General features: G+C 70.4%; 18 protein-coding genes. 5 read left to right on the forward strand and 13 right to left on the reverse strand.

Annotation, left to right across the window (positions count from 1 at the left end):
• Nucleotides 1–189 precede the first annotated feature (189 nt).
• A complete protein-coding gene (locus ACQEU1_RS07645; RefSeq protein WP_433197714.1) occupies nucleotides 190–1,515 on the reverse strand; it encodes a hypothetical protein in 1,326 nt (441 codons plus the stop codon).
• A 141-nt stretch (nucleotides 1,516–1,656) separates the two neighbouring features.
• Nucleotides 1,657–2,598, reverse strand: coding sequence for a hypothetical protein (locus ACQEU1_RS07650; protein ID WP_433197716.1), 942 nt, complete (start codon nucleotides 2,596–2,598; stop codon nucleotides 1,657–1,659).
• 142 nt (nucleotides 2,599–2,740) lie between these two features.
• Between ACQEU1_RS07650 and ACQEU1_RS07655 the strand changes: the two genes are divergently transcribed.
• Complete coding sequence (locus ACQEU1_RS07655) at nucleotides 2,741–3,196, forward strand: hypothetical protein (protein WP_433197718.1); 456 nt, start codon at nucleotides 2,741–2,743, stop codon at nucleotides 3,194–3,196.
• A gap of 53 nt (nucleotides 3,197–3,249) precedes the next feature.
• Here ACQEU1_RS07655 and ACQEU1_RS07660 read toward each other — a convergent pair whose 3' ends face one another.
• Nucleotides 3,250–3,918, reverse strand: a complete 669-nt coding sequence (locus ACQEU1_RS07660; protein WP_433211373.1) for a mycothiol-dependent nitroreductase Rv2466c family protein — start codon at nucleotides 3,916–3,918, stop codon at nucleotides 3,250–3,252.
• A 74-nt stretch (nucleotides 3,919–3,992) separates the two neighbouring features.
• Entirely contained in the window at nucleotides 3,993–5,177 is a 1,185-nt protein-coding gene (locus tag ACQEU1_RS07665) for an MFS transporter (protein WP_433197720.1), read from the reverse strand.
• A gap of 93 nt (nucleotides 5,178–5,270) precedes the next feature.
• On the opposite strand from ACQEU1_RS07665, the gene ACQEU1_RS07670 reads away from it, so the two are divergent.
• On the forward strand, nucleotides 5,271–5,624 hold the full coding sequence (locus ACQEU1_RS07670; RefSeq protein WP_433197722.1) for a MerR family transcriptional regulator: 354 nt from the start codon (nucleotides 5,271–5,273) through the stop codon (nucleotides 5,622–5,624).
• Here the strand turns inward: ACQEU1_RS07670 and ACQEU1_RS07675 are convergent.
• On the reverse strand, nucleotides 5,621–6,520 hold the full coding sequence (locus tag ACQEU1_RS07675) for a pyridoxamine 5'-phosphate oxidase family protein (protein ID WP_433197724.1): 900 nt from the start codon (nucleotides 6,518–6,520) through the stop codon (nucleotides 5,621–5,623). The genes ACQEU1_RS07670 and ACQEU1_RS07675 overlap by 4 nt on opposite strands.
• Before the next feature lie 5 nt (nucleotides 6,521–6,525).
• Complete coding sequence (locus ACQEU1_RS07680; RefSeq protein ID WP_433197726.1) at nucleotides 6,526–6,906, reverse strand: hypothetical protein; 381 nt, start codon at nucleotides 6,904–6,906, stop codon at nucleotides 6,526–6,528.
• Nucleotides 6,907–7,055: 149 nt separating this feature from the next.
• Here ACQEU1_RS07680 and ACQEU1_RS07685 point away from each other — a divergent pair, with 149 nt between their 5' ends.
• Nucleotides 7,056–7,964, forward strand: a complete 909-nt coding sequence (locus tag ACQEU1_RS07685; protein WP_433197728.1) for a PDR/VanB family oxidoreductase — start codon at nucleotides 7,056–7,058, stop codon at nucleotides 7,962–7,964.
• A 16-nt stretch (nucleotides 7,965–7,980) separates the two neighbouring features.
• Here the strand turns inward: ACQEU1_RS07685 and ACQEU1_RS07690 are convergent, their stop codons facing one another.
• On the reverse strand, nucleotides 7,981–8,538 hold the full coding sequence (locus ACQEU1_RS07690) for a TetR/AcrR family transcriptional regulator (RefSeq protein WP_433197730.1): 558 nt from the start codon (nucleotides 8,536–8,538) through the stop codon (nucleotides 7,981–7,983).
• 165 nt (nucleotides 8,539–8,703) lie between these two features.
• On the opposite strand from ACQEU1_RS07690, the gene ACQEU1_RS07695 reads away from it, so the two are divergent.
• Complete coding sequence (locus ACQEU1_RS07695) at nucleotides 8,704–9,918, forward strand: putative glycoside hydrolase (protein ID WP_433197732.1); 1,215 nt, start codon at nucleotides 8,704–8,706, stop codon at nucleotides 9,916–9,918.
• Here ACQEU1_RS07695 and ACQEU1_RS07700 read toward each other — a convergent pair.
• From ACQEU1_RS07700 to ACQEU1_RS07725, 6 genes are all read right to left on the reverse strand, one after another.
• On the reverse strand, nucleotides 9,887–10,273 hold the full coding sequence (locus ACQEU1_RS07700; protein ID WP_433197734.1) for an EamA family transporter: 387 nt from the start codon (nucleotides 10,271–10,273) through the stop codon (nucleotides 9,887–9,889). The genes ACQEU1_RS07695 and ACQEU1_RS07700 overlap by 32 nt on opposite strands.
• Nucleotides 10,274–10,302: 29 nt before the next feature.
• Nucleotides 10,303–11,367, reverse strand: a complete 1,065-nt coding sequence (locus ACQEU1_RS07705) for a cobalamin-independent methionine synthase II family protein (protein WP_433197736.1) — start codon at nucleotides 11,365–11,367, stop codon at nucleotides 10,303–10,305.
• Nucleotides 11,368–11,503: 136 nt separating this feature from the next.
• Nucleotides 11,504–12,028, reverse strand: coding sequence for a DUF6239 family natural product biosynthesis protein (locus tag ACQEU1_RS07710; RefSeq protein ID WP_433197738.1), 525 nt, complete (start codon nucleotides 12,026–12,028; stop codon nucleotides 11,504–11,506).
• Between the two features lies 1 nt (nucleotide 12,029).
• Nucleotides 12,030–12,575: a hypothetical protein gene (locus tag ACQEU1_RS07715; protein ID WP_433197740.1), complete on the reverse strand. Its 546-nt coding sequence runs from the start codon at nucleotides 12,573–12,575 to the stop codon at nucleotides 12,030–12,032.
• A 160-nt stretch (nucleotides 12,576–12,735) separates the two neighbouring features.
• The gene (locus tag ACQEU1_RS07720; RefSeq protein ID WP_433197742.1) at nucleotides 12,736–13,641 is read right to left on the reverse strand and encodes a YncE family protein; all 906 of its coding nucleotides are present in this window, start codon (nucleotides 13,639–13,641) and stop codon (nucleotides 12,736–12,738) included.
• A 241-nt stretch (nucleotides 13,642–13,882) separates the two neighbouring features.
• Nucleotides 13,883–15,106 (reverse strand): FG-GAP repeat domain-containing protein, encoded by a 1,224-nt coding sequence (locus ACQEU1_RS07725; RefSeq protein WP_433197744.1) that lies wholly within the window; start codon nucleotides 15,104–15,106, stop codon nucleotides 13,883–13,885.
• A gap of 180 nt (nucleotides 15,107–15,286) precedes the next feature.
• On the opposite strand from ACQEU1_RS07725, the gene ACQEU1_RS07730 reads away from it, so the two are divergent.
• The gene (locus tag ACQEU1_RS07730) at nucleotides 15,287–15,799 is read left to right on the forward strand and encodes an ester cyclase (RefSeq protein ID WP_433197746.1); all 513 of its coding nucleotides are present in this window, start codon (nucleotides 15,287–15,289) and stop codon (nucleotides 15,797–15,799) included.
• Nucleotides 15,800–15,827 lie beyond the last annotated feature (28 nt).

Consider the following 15,827-nt stretch of genomic DNA (forward strand, 5'->3'; position numbering starts at 1 on the left):
CGGAAGACACCCGAACCCCACGCGTCCCGATGTCACGACAGCCCTGGTGTGGAAGGCATGACGAGGTCGGCGTCCCGAGGCACCCAGGTCCCCTTTGCCCCCGCGTGAGCCGGGAGGCGTGGGCACCCGGTCAGGAGGTTCGGCGTGGAACGCGCCGGAACGCATCCTAACCGAGCACTCGCCGTCCGGTCAGCCCGCCGCGCCGGTCAGGCGGTCGACGCAGCGGTCGACCTCGTCCCTGCCGAAGGAGTGCACGAGCGACAGGTAGAACAACGGCGGCGCGGCCGGTGCCCACAGGTCGCGCCGGTCGTCGCGCAGCAGGTAGGTCACGACGGACTCGGGCGTGAACGGCACGAAGTCGAACCCCCTGTTCTCCCAGGCGTCCTGCGCCCCGCGGCCGAGGTTTGCCCGGAACCCGTCGAGCGTCATCGTGGTCAGCTCCGCCTGGAAGAAGCAGCACCAGTGCGAGTTCGACGTGACGGCGGCGAACGCGAGCAGGCTCAGCCGGTAGCCGGCGGGATCGAGCCGCAGCTCCTCGGCGAGTCCGCGCTGCGCCGCCGCGTGCAGGTCGGGCGACGCGCCGGCCCGGCCGTCCAGTTCCCGTTGCAGGCCTTCGTTCGCGGAGGAGTTCCAGACGTTCTTGCCGACGCCGACCCGGCTGCTGCGCCGGGACACGACCAGGTGGCCGTCCGCGGTCACGACGGCGATGTTGACCCCGAAGCTGGAACGCAGGAAGTCGGGCGTGTCCCAGACGTCGCGGCCGTCGAGGTAGCGGGTGCGCAGCGTGCCGCCGGGTTCGAGTGGCCGGTCGAGCTGCTGGGCGGCGATGAAGTTGAAGTAGTCGGAGTTCTTGAGGTGCAGCGTCACGTCCGGGGACTCGTCGGCGCCCCTGCGGCTGACCACCAGATCGGCGACGGCGTACCTCGGCGCGTTCCAGAAGTGCTCCTTGCCCGCGCGCCGCCGTTCCTCCTGCTCGCGGGCCACCTCGTCGCGGAAGGCCGCCAGGTATGGCGGCAGCACGACGTCCTCCTGCGCCACCACGACGCGGACCGAGTCCCTGTCGATCGCGCGTTCGCCGTTGCCCTCCAGGATCTGGCAGCTCGTGGTGAGCGGGCCGAGCCGGAACCTCGGGTAGTCGTCGGTGCGCGGTTTCCGCTGCCGGGCGGCGTGGTACGCCTCGCGCCAGCTCCTGGTGAGCTCCTCCAGCCTGGCCTGGCTGAGGTTCCCGGCGCGCAGCAGGGCGCGGACCGTGTCGAAGAGCAGGTCCTCGTCGTAGCGCTTCCGGTTCTCCCGGAACAGGTCGAACATCGTCGTGTACGACCGGGTGGCCTCGCGGGTGAGGCCGCGCCTGCGCCGTTCGTCGCCCACCACCGCGGGCATCTCGCGCGACCCGATCTGCGACCAGTCGCGCAGGGCCCGCAGCCTGGTGCCGAACTCGGCGAGCGTGCCGGGCCGTCCGGGGTCGGGAGGGTCTCCCAGCAGGGCCGCTCGTCCGGGCACCCAGGGCTGGTCCACGTGGTTTCCCCTCCGTTGATCGGACTTGATCGGATACTTTGCCGCGCTCGTTCGCGCGCCCCTAATCTCGTTTTATCAGGAAATTCCGAGAACGCGAAAGGGCACGACAATGGAAACCCACGGCAGCGCTTTTCACCCTTTTCACATCTGCCAGCGCGCCCCGTATCCCAGGTAGAGCGCCGGCCGGTCGAAGCTGAGCTCCAGCTCTCCCGCCTCGTCCAGTTCCACCGGCACACCAACGGGTTCGGCGCTGTCGAACCTCCGCACGGTCTCGCCGTCCACACGCCGAATGCGGCGCGGCGCGCGGGCGGGGTCGAACCGGACGCGCAACGTGAACCTGTTGCACTGGCATTCCGGGGTGAGCACGCAGTGCGGCCGCATGGGCTGGTCCTCCGGAATTCTCAGCAACAGCCCGTATTCGTGGCTCTGGCCCGCGCGCAGCGGTTCCGGAAAGCGGATCGCGAACTGGAACTGACTGCTCGTGGGCTGCTCGCGGCGCACGATGCGGCCGCCGTAGAGCACCTCGCCGGACAGGGCCGGGCGGCGGCCGTCGTCCTGCGGCACGTCCATCCACGCCCTCACCTCCTGCAGGCCGTCGCGGGTGGCCACGATCCGACGGTGCTCGTGGAACTCGGGGCTCGCGACGTCCATGCGCACCAACGTGCGCAGCTCGTCGAGGTACCACCCCATCGGCGCGACCGGGCCGGCACCGGTGCGTCGGTTCAGCTCCAGCGCGACCTCGCGGGCGAGCACCCGTTCGGCGTCGTCGATGCGGCGCAGCGCGGTGCGCTCGTCGCGTTGCAGCTGGGCCGCGAGCCACGACACGCGGTCCTTGAAGTGCGGCATGTCCTTCGTCTCGCCGGCCAGCCCGAGGCTCGCGCGCACGGCCGTGCGCAGGTCCTCCGGCAGCTCGGCGGCGCACGCGTCGAGCTCCGTCACGAGGGCGGGCACCACCGTCCCTGCCCGTGCGACCAGCTCCCGCAGCGACTCCCCCAGCAGCGCCTCCACGTTGCCCGCGCGGACGCCCCGTCCCTTGCGCAGCGCGCGGATCTCCACCCTGATCAGCTCGGCCGACCCCGCCATCGTGCTCTCCCCCGCGGCTGTCACCTATCCGGCAGTCGTGCCCCTCGCTGTCATCTTCGAGCAGAGCTGTCGCCTTTTACGACTCCCCTTCACCCGGTTGGACCCCAGAGGATTGCACCGTCACAACCGAAGGGGGAGTTTCGTGAAACGGGTTTTCTCAGGGGTTCTGGCCATGGCGTTCGCCGCGGCGGCGCTGGTGGCGGGCTCGGGGGTGGCGTCCGCGGACGTCGTCGTGGGGCCGGGCAAGAGCGGCTCGGTCTGCACCGGTTACAAGTACATGCCCGGCAACTCGAAGCTGTACTGGCAGACCTGTGCCTGGGCCGACAACAACGAGGTGTACTTCACGGTCAACTTCGGCAACGCCACCGGCAGCGCCTGGTCGGTCGACTACGTCACCAACGACTACTACAAGAGCGGGGTGTTCTACGCCTGCCCCTACGCGATCGCCAACTTCGTGGTGCCCGCGCACTCGGTGAGGGGCACCCCGACGGCGGACTGCGCGATTCCCCGCACGCGTGCCGCGTACCAGGGCATCGGTGAGGTCCAGGACGGCGGCTACCACCAGTCGGCGACGACCGACTCGCTCCAGGTCCAGTAACGGCGGGGGGCTCGGGGGTGGTGCCGCCGTCCACCGGCACCACCCCCGAGTGGTCACTTCTTGAGCCGGCGGCTGCCCGCGTGCCAGTCCTCGACCTGGCCCGTCTCCTCGGTGGTCACGCCGAACGACGGCAGCTGCGGGCGTTCGCGCAGGCTGCGCTTCAGCTCGGCGAAGCCGGGGAACCGGGCGAGCCCGACCACGTGGTCCCACAGTTCGGCCGCCTGGTCCTCGTCCGGCAGGCGGCTGATCACGGGCCCGAAGAACGCGACGCCGTGCGGCGGTTCGAAGTGGATGATCGGCGTGCCGACGTCCTTGCCCGTCAACGACAACGCCTCGTCCGACTCGGCCTGGATCCCGGCGTCGCGGTGCTCGTCGTCGAGCGCGCCCGCGAACAGAACCGGCAGCCCGGCCTCCGCCAGGGCGGCGCTGACGAGGTCGCGGTCCGCCTGCCAGCCCGGCGCCCTGCTCTCGTCGGGCAGGACCTCGAGGATCCGCTTCCCGAACGCCTCGTACAGCGGTCCGATCGCTTCACGGCCGTGCTGCTCCCGCACCGCCGACGCCACCCGCAGCAGCCGCAGCCCGGCCGTGTGCTGGGCCTCGTACTCGGGCGGGAAGTGCGTGGCGTAGTCGAGGTGGGCGTTGATCTGCCGCAGCGAGATGAACCGCCAGTCGACGGTGTAGCCGCGCTGTGCCTGCACGGTCCTGACCCACTTGCTGGTCATCCAGGCGAACGGGCAGATGGGGTCGAAGTAGAAGTGGATGTCCGCGTTGGTCACGTGCGTTGTCCTTTCTGGACTCATCGGGCCGGGAAGGCGTGTGTGCGGGCAAGTACGACGGTGACGACGGCGGGTACCAGCAGGGCCACGGCGGCGACCATCAGCGAGCCGGACCCGAAGCCCGCGAGCAGCACGCCGCCGACGAGACCGCCGAGCCCGATGCCGAGGTTCCAGGTCGTCACCATCGACGACTGCGCCACGTCGGCGTGCTCGCCCGCCGCGCGCATCAGCGCCGACTGCAGCAGGGTCGCCGCGCCACCGAACGCCAGGCCCCACGCGGCCACCGCGAGGTAGGCCGCGAGCGGGGCGGAGGCGGCCACGGCCAGCACCGCCGCCGAGGCCGCGAACAGCGAGGTGCTCAGCACGACCAGCCTGCGGTGGTGGCGGTCGATCAACGCGCCGGTCAGCCAGATGCTGACGATCGAGGCGACGCCGAAGACGAGCAGCACCCACTGCAGGTGCTCCTGCAGGCCGGCCTCGGCGAGGATCGGCGCGATGTAGGTGTAGAGGATGGTGTGCGCGAGCACGAACGCGCCGGTCACGGCCAGCACGGTGCGCAGACCGTTCAGCTTCAGGATGCGGCGCAACGGGATCCGGTCGCTGGCGGGGCGGCCGGGGAAGTTCGGCAGGCTCCACGCGGTCCAGGCGATCAGCAGCCCGGTGAGCGCCGAGACGAGTCCGAACGTGAGCTGCCACCCCACCACCTTGCCGAGGTAGGCGCCCACGGGCACGCCGAGCGACAACGCGACGGGCGTGCCGGCCATCGCGAACGCCATCGCCCTGCCGCGCAGGCCGGGAGCGACGAGCCGGGACGCGTACCCGCCGAGCAGGCTCCAGACGACACCGGAGGACGCGCCCGCGAGGAACCGGGCGACCATCGTGACGGTGAAGTCGAGCGAGACGGCGGTGACGAGGTTGGCGGCCACGAAACCCGCGAGCGCGGTCAGCAGCAGGTGGCGGCGCGGCCAGGAGGCGGTGGCGAGCGAGACGGGGATGGCGGTCAGCAGGGTGCCGATCGCGTAGATCGTGACGGTCTGGCCCGCCACGGACTCCGGCACGCCCAGCGCGGTGCTCATCCGCGGCAGCACGCCGGCGGGCAGCGCCTCGGTCAGCGTGGTGATGAGCCCGGCGGTGAAGAGCGCGATCAGGGGCAGCAGCGGCAACCGTTCCGAGTGGACGGTCCGGTCGATCTGGGTGGTGGACACGATGTTCCTTCTGGTTCGAGGTCGCCGCGAACGCGGTGACTCGACTAGGCTCCAACCTTGACATCGATGTGAAGGCAAGCCGCGGGAGCTGTGATGCGCATCAAGGAGCTGTCCGAGCGGACCGGCGTCTCCCCGCGGCTGCTGCGCTACTACGAAGAACAGGGGCTCGTCACACCGCGGCGCCTGGAGAACGGCTACCGCGACTACGACGAGCCCCTGTTCGTTCGGGTGGAACAGATTCGCAGCCTGCTGGACGCCGGCCTGACGACCGAGATCATCAGGGCGGTGCTGCCGTGCATCGCCGAGGCGGCCGACTCCCGTTACCCCGCACCGGACTTCGTGAACAGGGTGTGCGAGGAACGGGAACGCATGGCCGAACGCCTCGCCCACCTCGCCAGGAACCTCCAGGCGATCGACGACTACCTGGAAGCGGTGAACCGGCGTTAGTTGAACCGGGAGTACGCCGGGTCGGTCCACGAGGCGGGGAACGCGTTCTCGGTCCAGATCGCCTCGGCGACCCGGAAGACCGTCTCGTGCCCGTTGCCCGGCCCGTTCTGCGCGCGGGCCGCCCAGCGGACCTCCGCCGTTCCCGTCAGCTGGAGCGTCGCGCCGGACTCCCAGTCGGGGAACAGCAGGCCCGTCAACGGGTTCACGCCGATGTTGCCCGCCGTCATCATCATCGCGTTGCCCACGTAGTCCGGCCACACCAGCTCGGTGGGCGAGACGACCTCGACGAAACCGGGGTTGCCGCCGCGGTGCGAAACGTCCACACCGGACTCCACGCCCGTCGCGACGAAGAAGGTGTCGGCGGTCGACACCACGAGCGACTCCCGCGTGCCGAGCGCCTCACTCCGGTGCGCGACGGGGTGGAACTCCGGCGGCTCCTCGGTCATGACACGGGCCTGGATGTACTTGGGGCAGTTGCCGAACGCCTGGTGCACGTCCACCTCCCCACCGCCGTCGACGGGCCGCCACCGGCCGTTGATCCGCAACCTCTTGCGCATCACCAGGTCGATGGCGAGCGTGCCCACGTCGGTCTCGTGCCGCAGGACGTCCGCCAGCGGGTCCGTGGGCACGACGGTCGCCCCGGCGCGCAACGTGTGCGCGTCGAGTGCCGTCAGGAAGCCCTCCGGCCCGACCAGGGTGGTCGCCCACGGCCGGTCGCGCTCGTCCCTGGCACCCAGCACCAGCATCTGCTGGCGCGTCAGGAAGTCGAACGCCCCGCGCGGGATGGCGTCCGAGATGATCGGGTGGACCCGCGCCGCCAGCTCGGCGGTTCCGGCCACCCGTTGCGCCGCGAGCTCGCCGGGGTGGAAGGCGAGCCGGTCGACGAGGTCCGTCACGGCGGCTAGAAGGTCAGGACCTGGTAGCCGGACGCCACCAGCTCGCGGATGCTCGCGCCGGCCGGGATGCCGGGCGCCTGGTTCTGGCTGAGCTGCTTGACGTCCTCCCCCTCGACACCGTCGGTCGCACCGAAGACGGTGGCGCAGCCGGCCGACGCGACCGTGGCGACCTGCTTGCGCACGGCGGCGTACAGCTCGTGGGCGGGGTGCTCGGTGTCGGCGAGCACCGCGGGCCAGCGGGTGCCGGTGCCCTGGAACACCACGAGGGCCTCGCCGCCCTGCCCGAACTCCCACGCGGTGGCGAGGGCGTTGACGACGCGGCCGAGCGCCTCCTCGGAGCCGGTCGACGGGTCGGACAGCACCACGACGGCGGTCTTGCTGGTCATGATCGTTCTCCTTGCGGGTCGGAAGCTGACGCCATCCAGCATTACCGAACGATCGGTAAACTTCAAGGTGACCAACCCCACCTCGCCCACCAGCGGGTATGTCTTTACCGTTCGTTCGGTAATTGTCGAGCCACCGCTGAGGACCGAGCATGAACGTCACAATCACCGCCAGGACCACCGTCGCGACGGGTGTCGTCGCCCTGACGCTCAAGTCCGCGGACGACCTGCCGCCGTGGCGCCCCGGAGCGCACGTCGACGTGACGCTGCCGAACGGGCTGACGCGGCAGTACTCGCTCTGCGGCGACCCGGCCGACCAGGAGTGGCGGATCGCGGTGCTGCTCGAACCGTCGTCCCGCGGCGGTTCGTCGTGGATCCACTCCGAGGCACTCGAAGGCACCACTCTCACCGTCAGCGAGCCGCGAAACCTCTTCGACCTGGTCGCCGCCGAGCGGTACGTGTTCGTCGCGGGCGGGGTGGGCATCACGCCGATCCTGCCGATGATCGCCGAGGCCGAGCGGTCAAGCATCCCGTGGACCCTCTGGTACGGCGGCAGGAGCCGTTCCACGATGGCGTTCACCGACGACCTCGAAGCCCTGGGCGACCGCGTCCACCTCGTGCCGGGCGACACCGGCGGCCGCATCCCGGTCGCCGAGGTCCTGGGCACCCCGGAAGCCGGCACCGCCGTCTACTGCTGCGGCCCCGCGCCGATGGTCGAGGCCGTCGAGGACGCCTGCCGCGCCTGGGAACCCGGTGCGCTGCACGTCGAGCGGTTCGTCGCGGACACGCCACGGGACGGGGACGCTTTCGAGGTCCACTGCGCGGTGTCCGGAGTGGACGTACGGGTCGAGGAGGGCGTCTCGGTGCTGGACGCCCTGCTGGAGGCCGGCGTCGAGGCCGACTACTCGTGCACGCAGGGGTTCTGCGGGACGTGCGAGACGCGGGTGGTCGAGGGCGTGCCCGACCACCGCGACGACTACCTCGACCACTCCGCGCCGGTGGACACGATGATGATCTGCGTGTCGCGCTCGCGGTGCGGACGGCTGGTGCTGGACCTCTGAGTCCCGGCCCGCGCCGTCAGGGCATCAGCAGCTTCGGCAGCTGCTCGATGCTCTCGGCGAACGCGGTGTGGTCCCCCATCACCCGCCCGAGCACCAGCGCGCCCTCGATCCGCAGGAAGACCTCCCTGGCCGCCCGCTCCGCGTCCGCCGGCTGCCGCCCCGCCCGTTGCGCGGCCTCGGCCATCGCGTCGATCCACGCCTGCGCGAGCGAGCGGGCCTGGTCGCGGATCTTCTGCGGGGTCCCGCCGAGCGTCATGGTGTCCAGCACGCACGACAGCGCCCCGGCGCCGTAGAAGTCACCGATCCGGCGGGCGGTCTCGGCCATGCCCCGCGCGACGTCCTCGTCGTCCTTCAGCGGCGCGAGGATCCAGCCGAACGTCTCGCCGATCTTGGCCAGCACGGTCTCCGCCATCTCCTCCTTGCCGCCGGGATACCGGTGGTAGAGGCTCGCCCGCTGCAGCCCGGACGCGGTCGAGAGGTCGCCGATCGCGGTCCCGTCGAAGCCCTTCTCGCGGAACACCGCGGTCAGCGCGATGAGCAGGTCGGCTTCGTCGATGGAGGGAGGTCGTGCCATCCCCCCATGTTACCGAACAATCAGTCAAATAGGCCGGGGCAGGTGCACTCACGGTGTCCTTTCGCGACGGCCGCTGACCGCAACAGGTGGTTTACCGATTCACCGGCACTGCCGCGTTCTGGAACGGGGTAGTCCAGCAGGACGTCTCCAGAACCAGGAGGAACGATGCTTGAGCACTCAGGCAGGATTCTCTCGGTGGCGTTGCTGTTCTCCGGTCTCGTGGCCGGACCGGTCGAGGCCACCGCCCCCAGGACGACCGCACCGGTCGCCCGCACGCAGTCGTTCTGGCTGCACCTCAACAGCACCCCGGTGTCCGACGCCGCGATCGCCACCGAGGCCAAGCGCCGCGCCCACGTCGTGCTGAACGCGTGGGAGGGCGACATCCTCAAGAAGCTCAAAGCCGCCAACCCGTCCGTGCAGGTGTACGTCTACAAGGACCTGTCGTCGACGCGGTCGTACGCGTGCAAGAACGGCAAGGACGACGCGCAGCTGCCGGCCGGACTGGGCTACTGCACGGCCGACCCTGCCTGGTTCCTCAAGGGACCGGACGGCAAGAGGCTCGAGTACGCGGGCTACCAGGACCACTGGCAGATGGACGTCGGCGACCCCGGCTACCGCAAGGCGTGGACGGCGGCCGTCGTGAGCTCGTCGAAGGCCACCGGGTTCGACGGGGTGTTCCTGGACAACGCGCTGTACACGTGCGACGCGCACCACCCCGGCGTGTGCCCGCCGAAGTACCCGGACAACGCGAAGTTCCAGGAGGCCTACAAGGGCATGCTCGCCGAGGTGAAGGCCGGCTTCGCCGCCGCGGGCCTGCGGTCGGTCGGCAACCTCACCGACGCCCGCCTGCACGACGGCGGCTGGAACGCGTACGGCGCCTACCTCGACGGCGGGTTCGACGAGTGGTGGCTGACGTTCTCGAGCGACCGCCTGCTGGAGGACTACCCGCAGGGCTGGCGCAGCCAGGTCGCCGAGATCGCCGCGAACGAGACGAGCGGCAAGATGACCTGGGTGCAGCCGCACTTCGACGCGGGCGACACCAGGGCGTTCCGCTACGCGCTGGCCAGCCTCTACATGACCACCGCCGGCAACGCGGCGATGGCCGAGGTCGCCAAGACCGACGGCTACGCCGACCCCACGCCGTGGCACCCGGAGTACGACTGGAACCTCGGCCACCCGGCCGGCGCGTACCGGGCGATCGGCGACCGGCTGTTCCGCCGCGACTTCACCTGCGGCGTGGCACTGGTCAACGCGAAGCCGACTGACACACCGCCGACCAGGGTCGACCTGCAGCGCACCTACCAGGACCACGACGGCAAGCCCGTCACGTCCGTCAACATGCCGGGCACTACCGGCGTGCTGCTGCGCGCGAACTGCTGACCGCCGGCACCGCGCCCACCACCGTGACGACCGCCCCGACGAGTTGCAGCTCCGTCAACGACTCGCCGGCCCCCAGCGCTAGCTCGGCAACCCGTCTCGGCGTGGCGCTTTCCCTGCCGGACAACAGGAAGAACACGGTCGTCAGCACGGGACCGAGCACCGGCACGATCACACTCCCGTCGATCGCGGGGGCCAGCGACACCGCCCAGAAGAACAGCACCTTGTAGCCGAACACCCCGATCAGCCCGGCCCCACCAGCCCGGCGCGCGTCCCGCCACGAGAACCCGCCGCCGGGCCGAAACCGCAGCAGCGCAACGAGAACGAGCGCGGCGGCACCGAACCGCAGTGCCGCCACCCCGCGGGGGTCTTGTACGTTCCTGACGCTCAGCCCCCGAGCGCGGCGCTCGCCAGCGCGGTGCCCTCGACGCGGGCCGCGATCTTCGCGAACGCCGTCTCGCGCGAGGTCGACACGTCGTCGGCGAACGGCGAGAACCCGCAGTCGTCACAGGTGCCGAGGCGCTCGACCGGGATGTACTCGGCCGCCTCCAGCACGCGGTCGCGCACCTCCTCCGCCGTCTCGACGCGCGGGTCGATCGGGTCGATCACGCCCACGAACACCTGCGCGTCGGCCGGGGCGTGGTCGCGGACGATCTCCAGGACGCGGCGGCGGTCCGGTTCGCTCGCGAGCTGGAGGTAGAAGCGGCCCGCGTGCAGGGCGAAGAGGTCCGGCAGGAGTTCGGCGTAGTCGACGTCCGCGCTGTGGGTGGAGTCCTGGTCGCCGCCGGGGCAGGTGTGGATGCCGATGCGGGCGCGTTCCTCGGCGGTGAAGCGGTCGAGGACCTGGTTGTTGAGGTCCACGAAGCTGCCCAGCAGGCCTCGGCTCGGGTCGAGCTTCAGCGACAGCCTTCCCTCGGTGAAGTCGAGCTGCACCGAGTCGGCGCCCGCGGCGAGGCAGCGGCGGATGTCGGCCTCGCTCTGGTCGGCGAGGTCGGCGAGGAACTGCTCGCGCGGATATCCGGCGATGCCGTCCGCCGGGTAGAGCAGGCTCAGCGCGGACGGTGCGATCACGGCCTGTTTGACCGGGAGGCTCGCGTGTTTCCTGGCGGCGTGGAAATACGTTTCGGCGAACGACGCGTAGCGGAACGGGCCTTCGGTCAGCACCGGCAGCTGGCGGGAATGACCGTCGGCGAACGGGATCACCGCGCCGCCGGAACCGAGTGCCGTGGCACCGTCGAGCGGATAGGTGGCGAAACTCGACTTGGTCTGCTCGCCGTCGGTGACGATCGGCGAACCGGTGGCCTCGAACCGGCGGATGGTGTCCGCCAGCGCCCGTTCGGCCACCGCGTCCAGCTCGTCTCGGCCGATCTGGCCGGACGCGAACGCGGATTGTGCCCCGACCAGCTCGGCAGGCCTCGGAATGCTGCCGATCGGCTCGGTTGGAATAAGCACGATGTCCCCTTAGAGCATCGAACGCGACGTGCGTGACAATTCGGAAATTCCGCCCGAAGCTAGCAGCGTGATCATGGAGAAAATCGGCGGCCGATGGTGATCCACTCGTGTGGTGGATCAAATTGCCGGTCGGCGACTACAGCCAGCCACCGGCCGCGGCGACCCTTCCGACGATCGCGGCCAGCGTCAGCGCCAGCGTTCCCGCGGCCGCGCGCAGGAGTACACGGCCAGGTCGTGATCGGGGAACGCAGAAGGTCAGCCACGACACGGCGGCCAGCGCGGCGGTCAGAGCACCGGCCGTGTCGACGGGGAAACGCGCCAGCGCGGTGCCGGTCGCCGCCGCCAGCAGCCACGGCGCGACCGCGATCACCCGTTCGAGGAGGTGGATTCCCTTCCACCAGAGCACGAACGGCACGATCGCGCCCGCGAGCAGCAGCACCGTCAGCTGCTGCGGCAACCGGAACGCGGGGACGAGCATCATCGCGAGCACGAACGCCGTGACGGACGCGCCCGTCACGAGCAGCGCGTCCGCCCGGCGCGGTGGTGGCGAGGTGACCCGCATCAGCGCGTAGCCCGCCACCACCGGGACCGAGAGGTACAGGAGCAGGAAGAGCACCATCGGCCCGGCGAGCACGGGCACCGACGTGCCGTGGTCGTGCACGTCAGGCGCCGGCGCAGGTGCAGCGCATGGCGGCCCGGTCCTCCCGCGACGGCCTCAGGTGGAAGTACACGGCCACCACCATCGGCACGAACACGATCGCGTTGTAGAACAGGTGCAGCTCCACCCGCGGCAGCACCAGCTGCAGAATGCTCATCGGCTGCGGATAGCCGAGCAGATTGCGCCCGGTCACCGCCTGGATGAGCAACAGCAGGTGCTCGAAGTGGTGCCAGAACTGGATCCAGAGCGCGATCTTCCACCATTTCTTCGCCCGTCCGGTGAATCCGCGCGCCAACGCGAAGAAACCGACGAGCATCACGATCGCATAGCCGTAGTGCATCCATTCGGAGGAGACCAGCCACGGGAACCAGAGGCCGAGCACACCTCCTGCCTGCGGACGGGGCCAGCCGAGCACGAAGATCTGGAACGCCTGCGCGAGGTGCTCGGCCCAGTGCGCGATCACCACGAATGTGAACAGGTTGAGAGCGAGACGGTGCCAGCGCTCGTTGAGCGAACCAGCGGCCGGCCACGCCCCGGCGTGAGTGGTCATGGGTTTGTCAGCTCCATCCGGGAAGCGACGAGTCAGCCGGACGTTACCGACCCAAGAAAGCACACCCCTTCTCCCAGATTGCGCGGATACCAGCGCGCCTTTTCCACAATGGGCAGAATTCAGAAGGGGCCCCGCTTTGTCGCCACGAACGACTCGGAACTCACCCGGAACTCGGAGGCGCCACCACGGCCACCGACATCGGCCTGCTCACCGGCAGCACACCGGTCACGGCCCCCGAGGCCGCGTCGATCACCGACACCGTGCCCTCGTTGAAGCTCGGCACGTACAGCCGCGCGCCGTCCGGGCTGATCGCCGCCCCCAGCGGCCCCCGCCCGACCGGGATCACGGTGAGCACCCGCTCGGCCGGGAGCTCCAGCACGGCCACGGCGTTGGCGGCGAACTGCGACACGTACGCCCGCGTCCCGTCCGGACTGATCACGACCCCGGACGGCCCGCTGCCCAGCCGGATCAGCCCGCACTGCTCGTGCGCGACGAGGTCGAGCACCGCGACGGTGCCGGCGTCGAACCCGGCCACGTACCCGCGCGTGCCGTCCGGCGTCGTGGCGAGCGTGTACGGCGTGTCCACCACGGGAATCGTCGCGACGACGGTGTCCGTGGCCGGGCAGATCACCGAGACCGAGTCGGACCCGTCGTTCGCGACGTACACCCGCGACCCGTCGCGCGCGACGGTCAGGCCGTTCGGCTCGTCCTGCACGGCGATGGTCGCCACCACGGCGTGTGTGGCGGTGTTGATCACCGACACGGTGCCGGAACCCTGGTTCGCGACGTACACCCGCGAGCCGTCGGGCAGCGCGCTCACCCCCAGCGGGCGTTCGCCGACCTGCACGGTGGCGACCACGGCGTCCGTCGCCGTGTCGAGCACGGTCAGCCGGCCGGCGCCCATGCTCGTCACGTACGCGCGGGTGCCGTCCTGGCTCGCCACGACGCGGAACGGTGAGGCGCCGACCTCGATCGTGCTCAGCGTCTCCTGGGTCTCGGTGTCCACAACGGACACCAGGTTCGCCGTGGTGTGCGCCACGTACAACCGTTCGTGCCGGCTCGTCATCGCCCGCTCCTTCCCGCAGTTCCGGAGATCCACTCTCGCCAAGCGGATGATCAGGAACTTCTCGCCGGTTGCGGGAAGGGCCCTGCGCGGACGGCGACCACGTCCGTCTTCGGCAGTCGTGGCAACGGAAACAGGGATTCCCAGCCGAGGGTGTCGACACCTCGGCTGGGAATCCCTTCTGGTGCGGCGGCCGCGGCCAGGCCCCGGGCTCGGGGGGACGAGAGAGCCCTGGGGGCCGGCGTCAGCCGCCGGTGGTGTTGAGGAGGACCGACACCGTGTCCGCGAGGGAGTCCGCGGTGGCGAAGTCGGCCTTGCCGTCACCGTTGAAGTCGGTGACCACGATCGCGGGCGCGCCGGCGCCCACCTTGATGCTGACCGGGGCGGAGAAGCCGCCCTTGCCGTCGCCGTGCAGCAGGCTGACGTCGTCGGAGTCGAAGTTCGGCGCGACGATGTCCACGAACCCGTCGCCGTTGAAGTCGCCGACGCCGGTGTCGGACGGGTGCTCACCGGAGCCGAGCACGACCGGTCCGCCGAAGCCGCCCTTGCCGTCGCCGAACAGCACGGCGATCTGGTCGACCTCGTACAACGCGCTGACGACGTCGAGCGCGCCGTCGTTGTTGAAGTCCGCGATCGCGGCTCCGGCCGAGGTGTCACCGGCGCGGTACGCCGTGGGCGGGCCGAACCGGCCACCGCCGTCGCCGAACAGCACGGTGATGTCGCCGGAGTTGTAGTTCGACACCGCGAGGTCGAGCTTCCCGTCGCCGTTCAGGTCCACAACGGACAGTCGCAGCGCGCCGTCGCCCGCCGGGTGGTGCGCGGGCGGGGCGAACGCGCCCTTGCCGTCGCCGAGCAGCACGGTCACGTCGTCGCCGTTGAGGTTCGGGGTGACGAGGTCGAGGAAACCGTCGCCGTTGAGGTCCCGCGCCACGACGCGGGCCGGGCCGTCGCCGGCGGGGAACGTCGTGGGCGCGCCGAACTTGCCGGTGCCGTCGCCCAGGTAGAGCGAGACGTCGTCGGAGCCGAGGTTCGCCGCCACCAGGTCCTGCTTGCCGTCGGAGTCGAAGTCACCGGCGGCGAGACCGTTGGGGGTGCGGCCCGCGGGGAGGATCAGCGGCGCGGCGTACCCGCCGTTGCCGTCGGCGATGATCACGGCCACGTCGTTGGAGTTGTAGTTGGGCGTCGCCAGGTCCAGTGCGCCGTCGCCGTTGAGGTCCGCGGCGAGGATGTCCGCCGCCGCGTCACCGGCCTTGAACGGCACGGCCGCGGCGAACGACGCCTGCGTGGCGGGTGGCGGCACCGGCGCCGGGGTGCCCGCCGGCGGCACGACCGCGGTCGGCTGGGGCAACGGCACGGTACTGCCCGGCGGCGAGTTCGGCTGCTCGGACTTCGTGGTGCAGCCGGCGACCAGCACGACCGCCACCAGAGACACCGACACTTTTCGGGAAACACGCGCTGCGACGCCCATGTACTTCTCCTCGCACTCGATCCGCTGCGAGTTCCAGTGTCAGGTCCGGAGCCCGGACCAGGCTTTTTCTGGCTTGCCATAACGCAGAACTCACGCGAAGGACATTGCGCACGCCGTAAGAAGAAAGCGCGCGGCGAGGGCCGTAGAACGGGTCGTGAGCCTGCCTGGAAACGGGGAGAGATGAGCGACATCGAATCATTCGGCCGAAAACTCGGCGATTTCGCACACGGCCTGCTCGCGGGCCGGGACGGAGACACCGGCGTGACGAACGAACTCCGCAACGAAGAGACGCTGCGCGCGTTGTACGACAGGTTCAACGAGAACGACCTCGACGCGGCGAGCGCGCTGCTCACCGAGGACTACGAGGGCATCGACGTGCCGTCCGGCGAGGTCGTGCGCGGCCGGGCCGGCTGGAAGCAGCGGCAGGCGGCGAACCGGATTCCCCTGCCGGACGCGAGGACCACGATCCAGTCGCTCGTGATCAAGGGCGACTTCGCGGTCGCCGAGGTCGTGAACGAGGGCACCCACACCGCGCCGTTCCCGTTGCCCGGCGGAGGGGAGCACCCGCCGACGGGCAACCGGATCCGCGGCCTGAGCTGCGAGCTCTACGAGTTCCGCGACGGGAAGATCAGCAAGGGCACGCTGTACTACGACTTCCTGACCGTGGCGAACCAGCTCGGCCTGAAGTTCTGACGAGGAAAGCCCTCCGCGCGCAGCCGGT

It is taken from the genome of Lentzea sp. CA-135723 (assembly GCF_050936595.1).
GTDB lineage: Bacteria > Actinomycetota > Actinomycetes > Mycobacteriales > Pseudonocardiaceae > Lentzea.

Coding starts and splice junctions, on each gene's coding strand:
- ACQEU1_RS07650 (WP_433197716.1), bottom strand. CDS start 2,598: ATGGCGGGGTCGGCCGAGCTGATCAGGGTGGAGATCCGCGCGCTGCGC.
- ACQEU1_RS07660 (WP_433211373.1), bottom strand. CDS start 3,918: ATGACCAGCAAGTGGGTCAGGACCGTGCAGGCACAGCGCGGCTACACC.
- ACQEU1_RS07670 (WP_433197722.1), top strand. CDS start 5,271: ATGCGCATCAAGGAGCTGTCCGAGCGGACCGGCGTCTCCCCGCGGCTG.
- ACQEU1_RS07680 (WP_433197726.1), bottom strand. CDS start 6,906: ATGACCAGCAAGACCGCCGTCGTGGTGCTGTCCGACCCGTCGACCGGC.
- ACQEU1_RS07685 (WP_433197728.1), top strand. CDS start 7,056: ATGAACGTCACAATCACCGCCAGGACCACCGTCGCGACGGGTGTCGTC.
- ACQEU1_RS07690 (WP_433197730.1), bottom strand. CDS start 8,538: ATGGCACGACCTCCCTCCATCGACGAAGCCGACCTGCTCATCGCGCTG.
- ACQEU1_RS07695 (WP_433197732.1), top strand. CDS start 8,704: ATGCTTGAGCACTCAGGCAGGATTCTCTCGGTGGCGTTGCTGTTCTCC.
- ACQEU1_RS07715 (WP_433197740.1), bottom strand. CDS start 12,575: ATGACCACTCACGCCGGGGCGTGGCCGGCCGCTGGTTCGCTCAACGAG.
- ACQEU1_RS07720 (WP_433197742.1), bottom strand. CDS start 13,641: ATGACGAGCCGGCACGAACGGTTGTACGTGGCGCACACCACGGCGAAC.
- ACQEU1_RS07725 (WP_433197744.1), bottom strand. CDS start 15,106: ATGGGCGTCGCAGCGCGTGTTTCCCGAAAAGTGTCGGTGTCTCTGGTG.
- ACQEU1_RS07730 (WP_433197746.1), top strand. CDS start 15,287: ATGAGCGACATCGAATCATTCGGCCGAAAACTCGGCGATTTCGCACAC.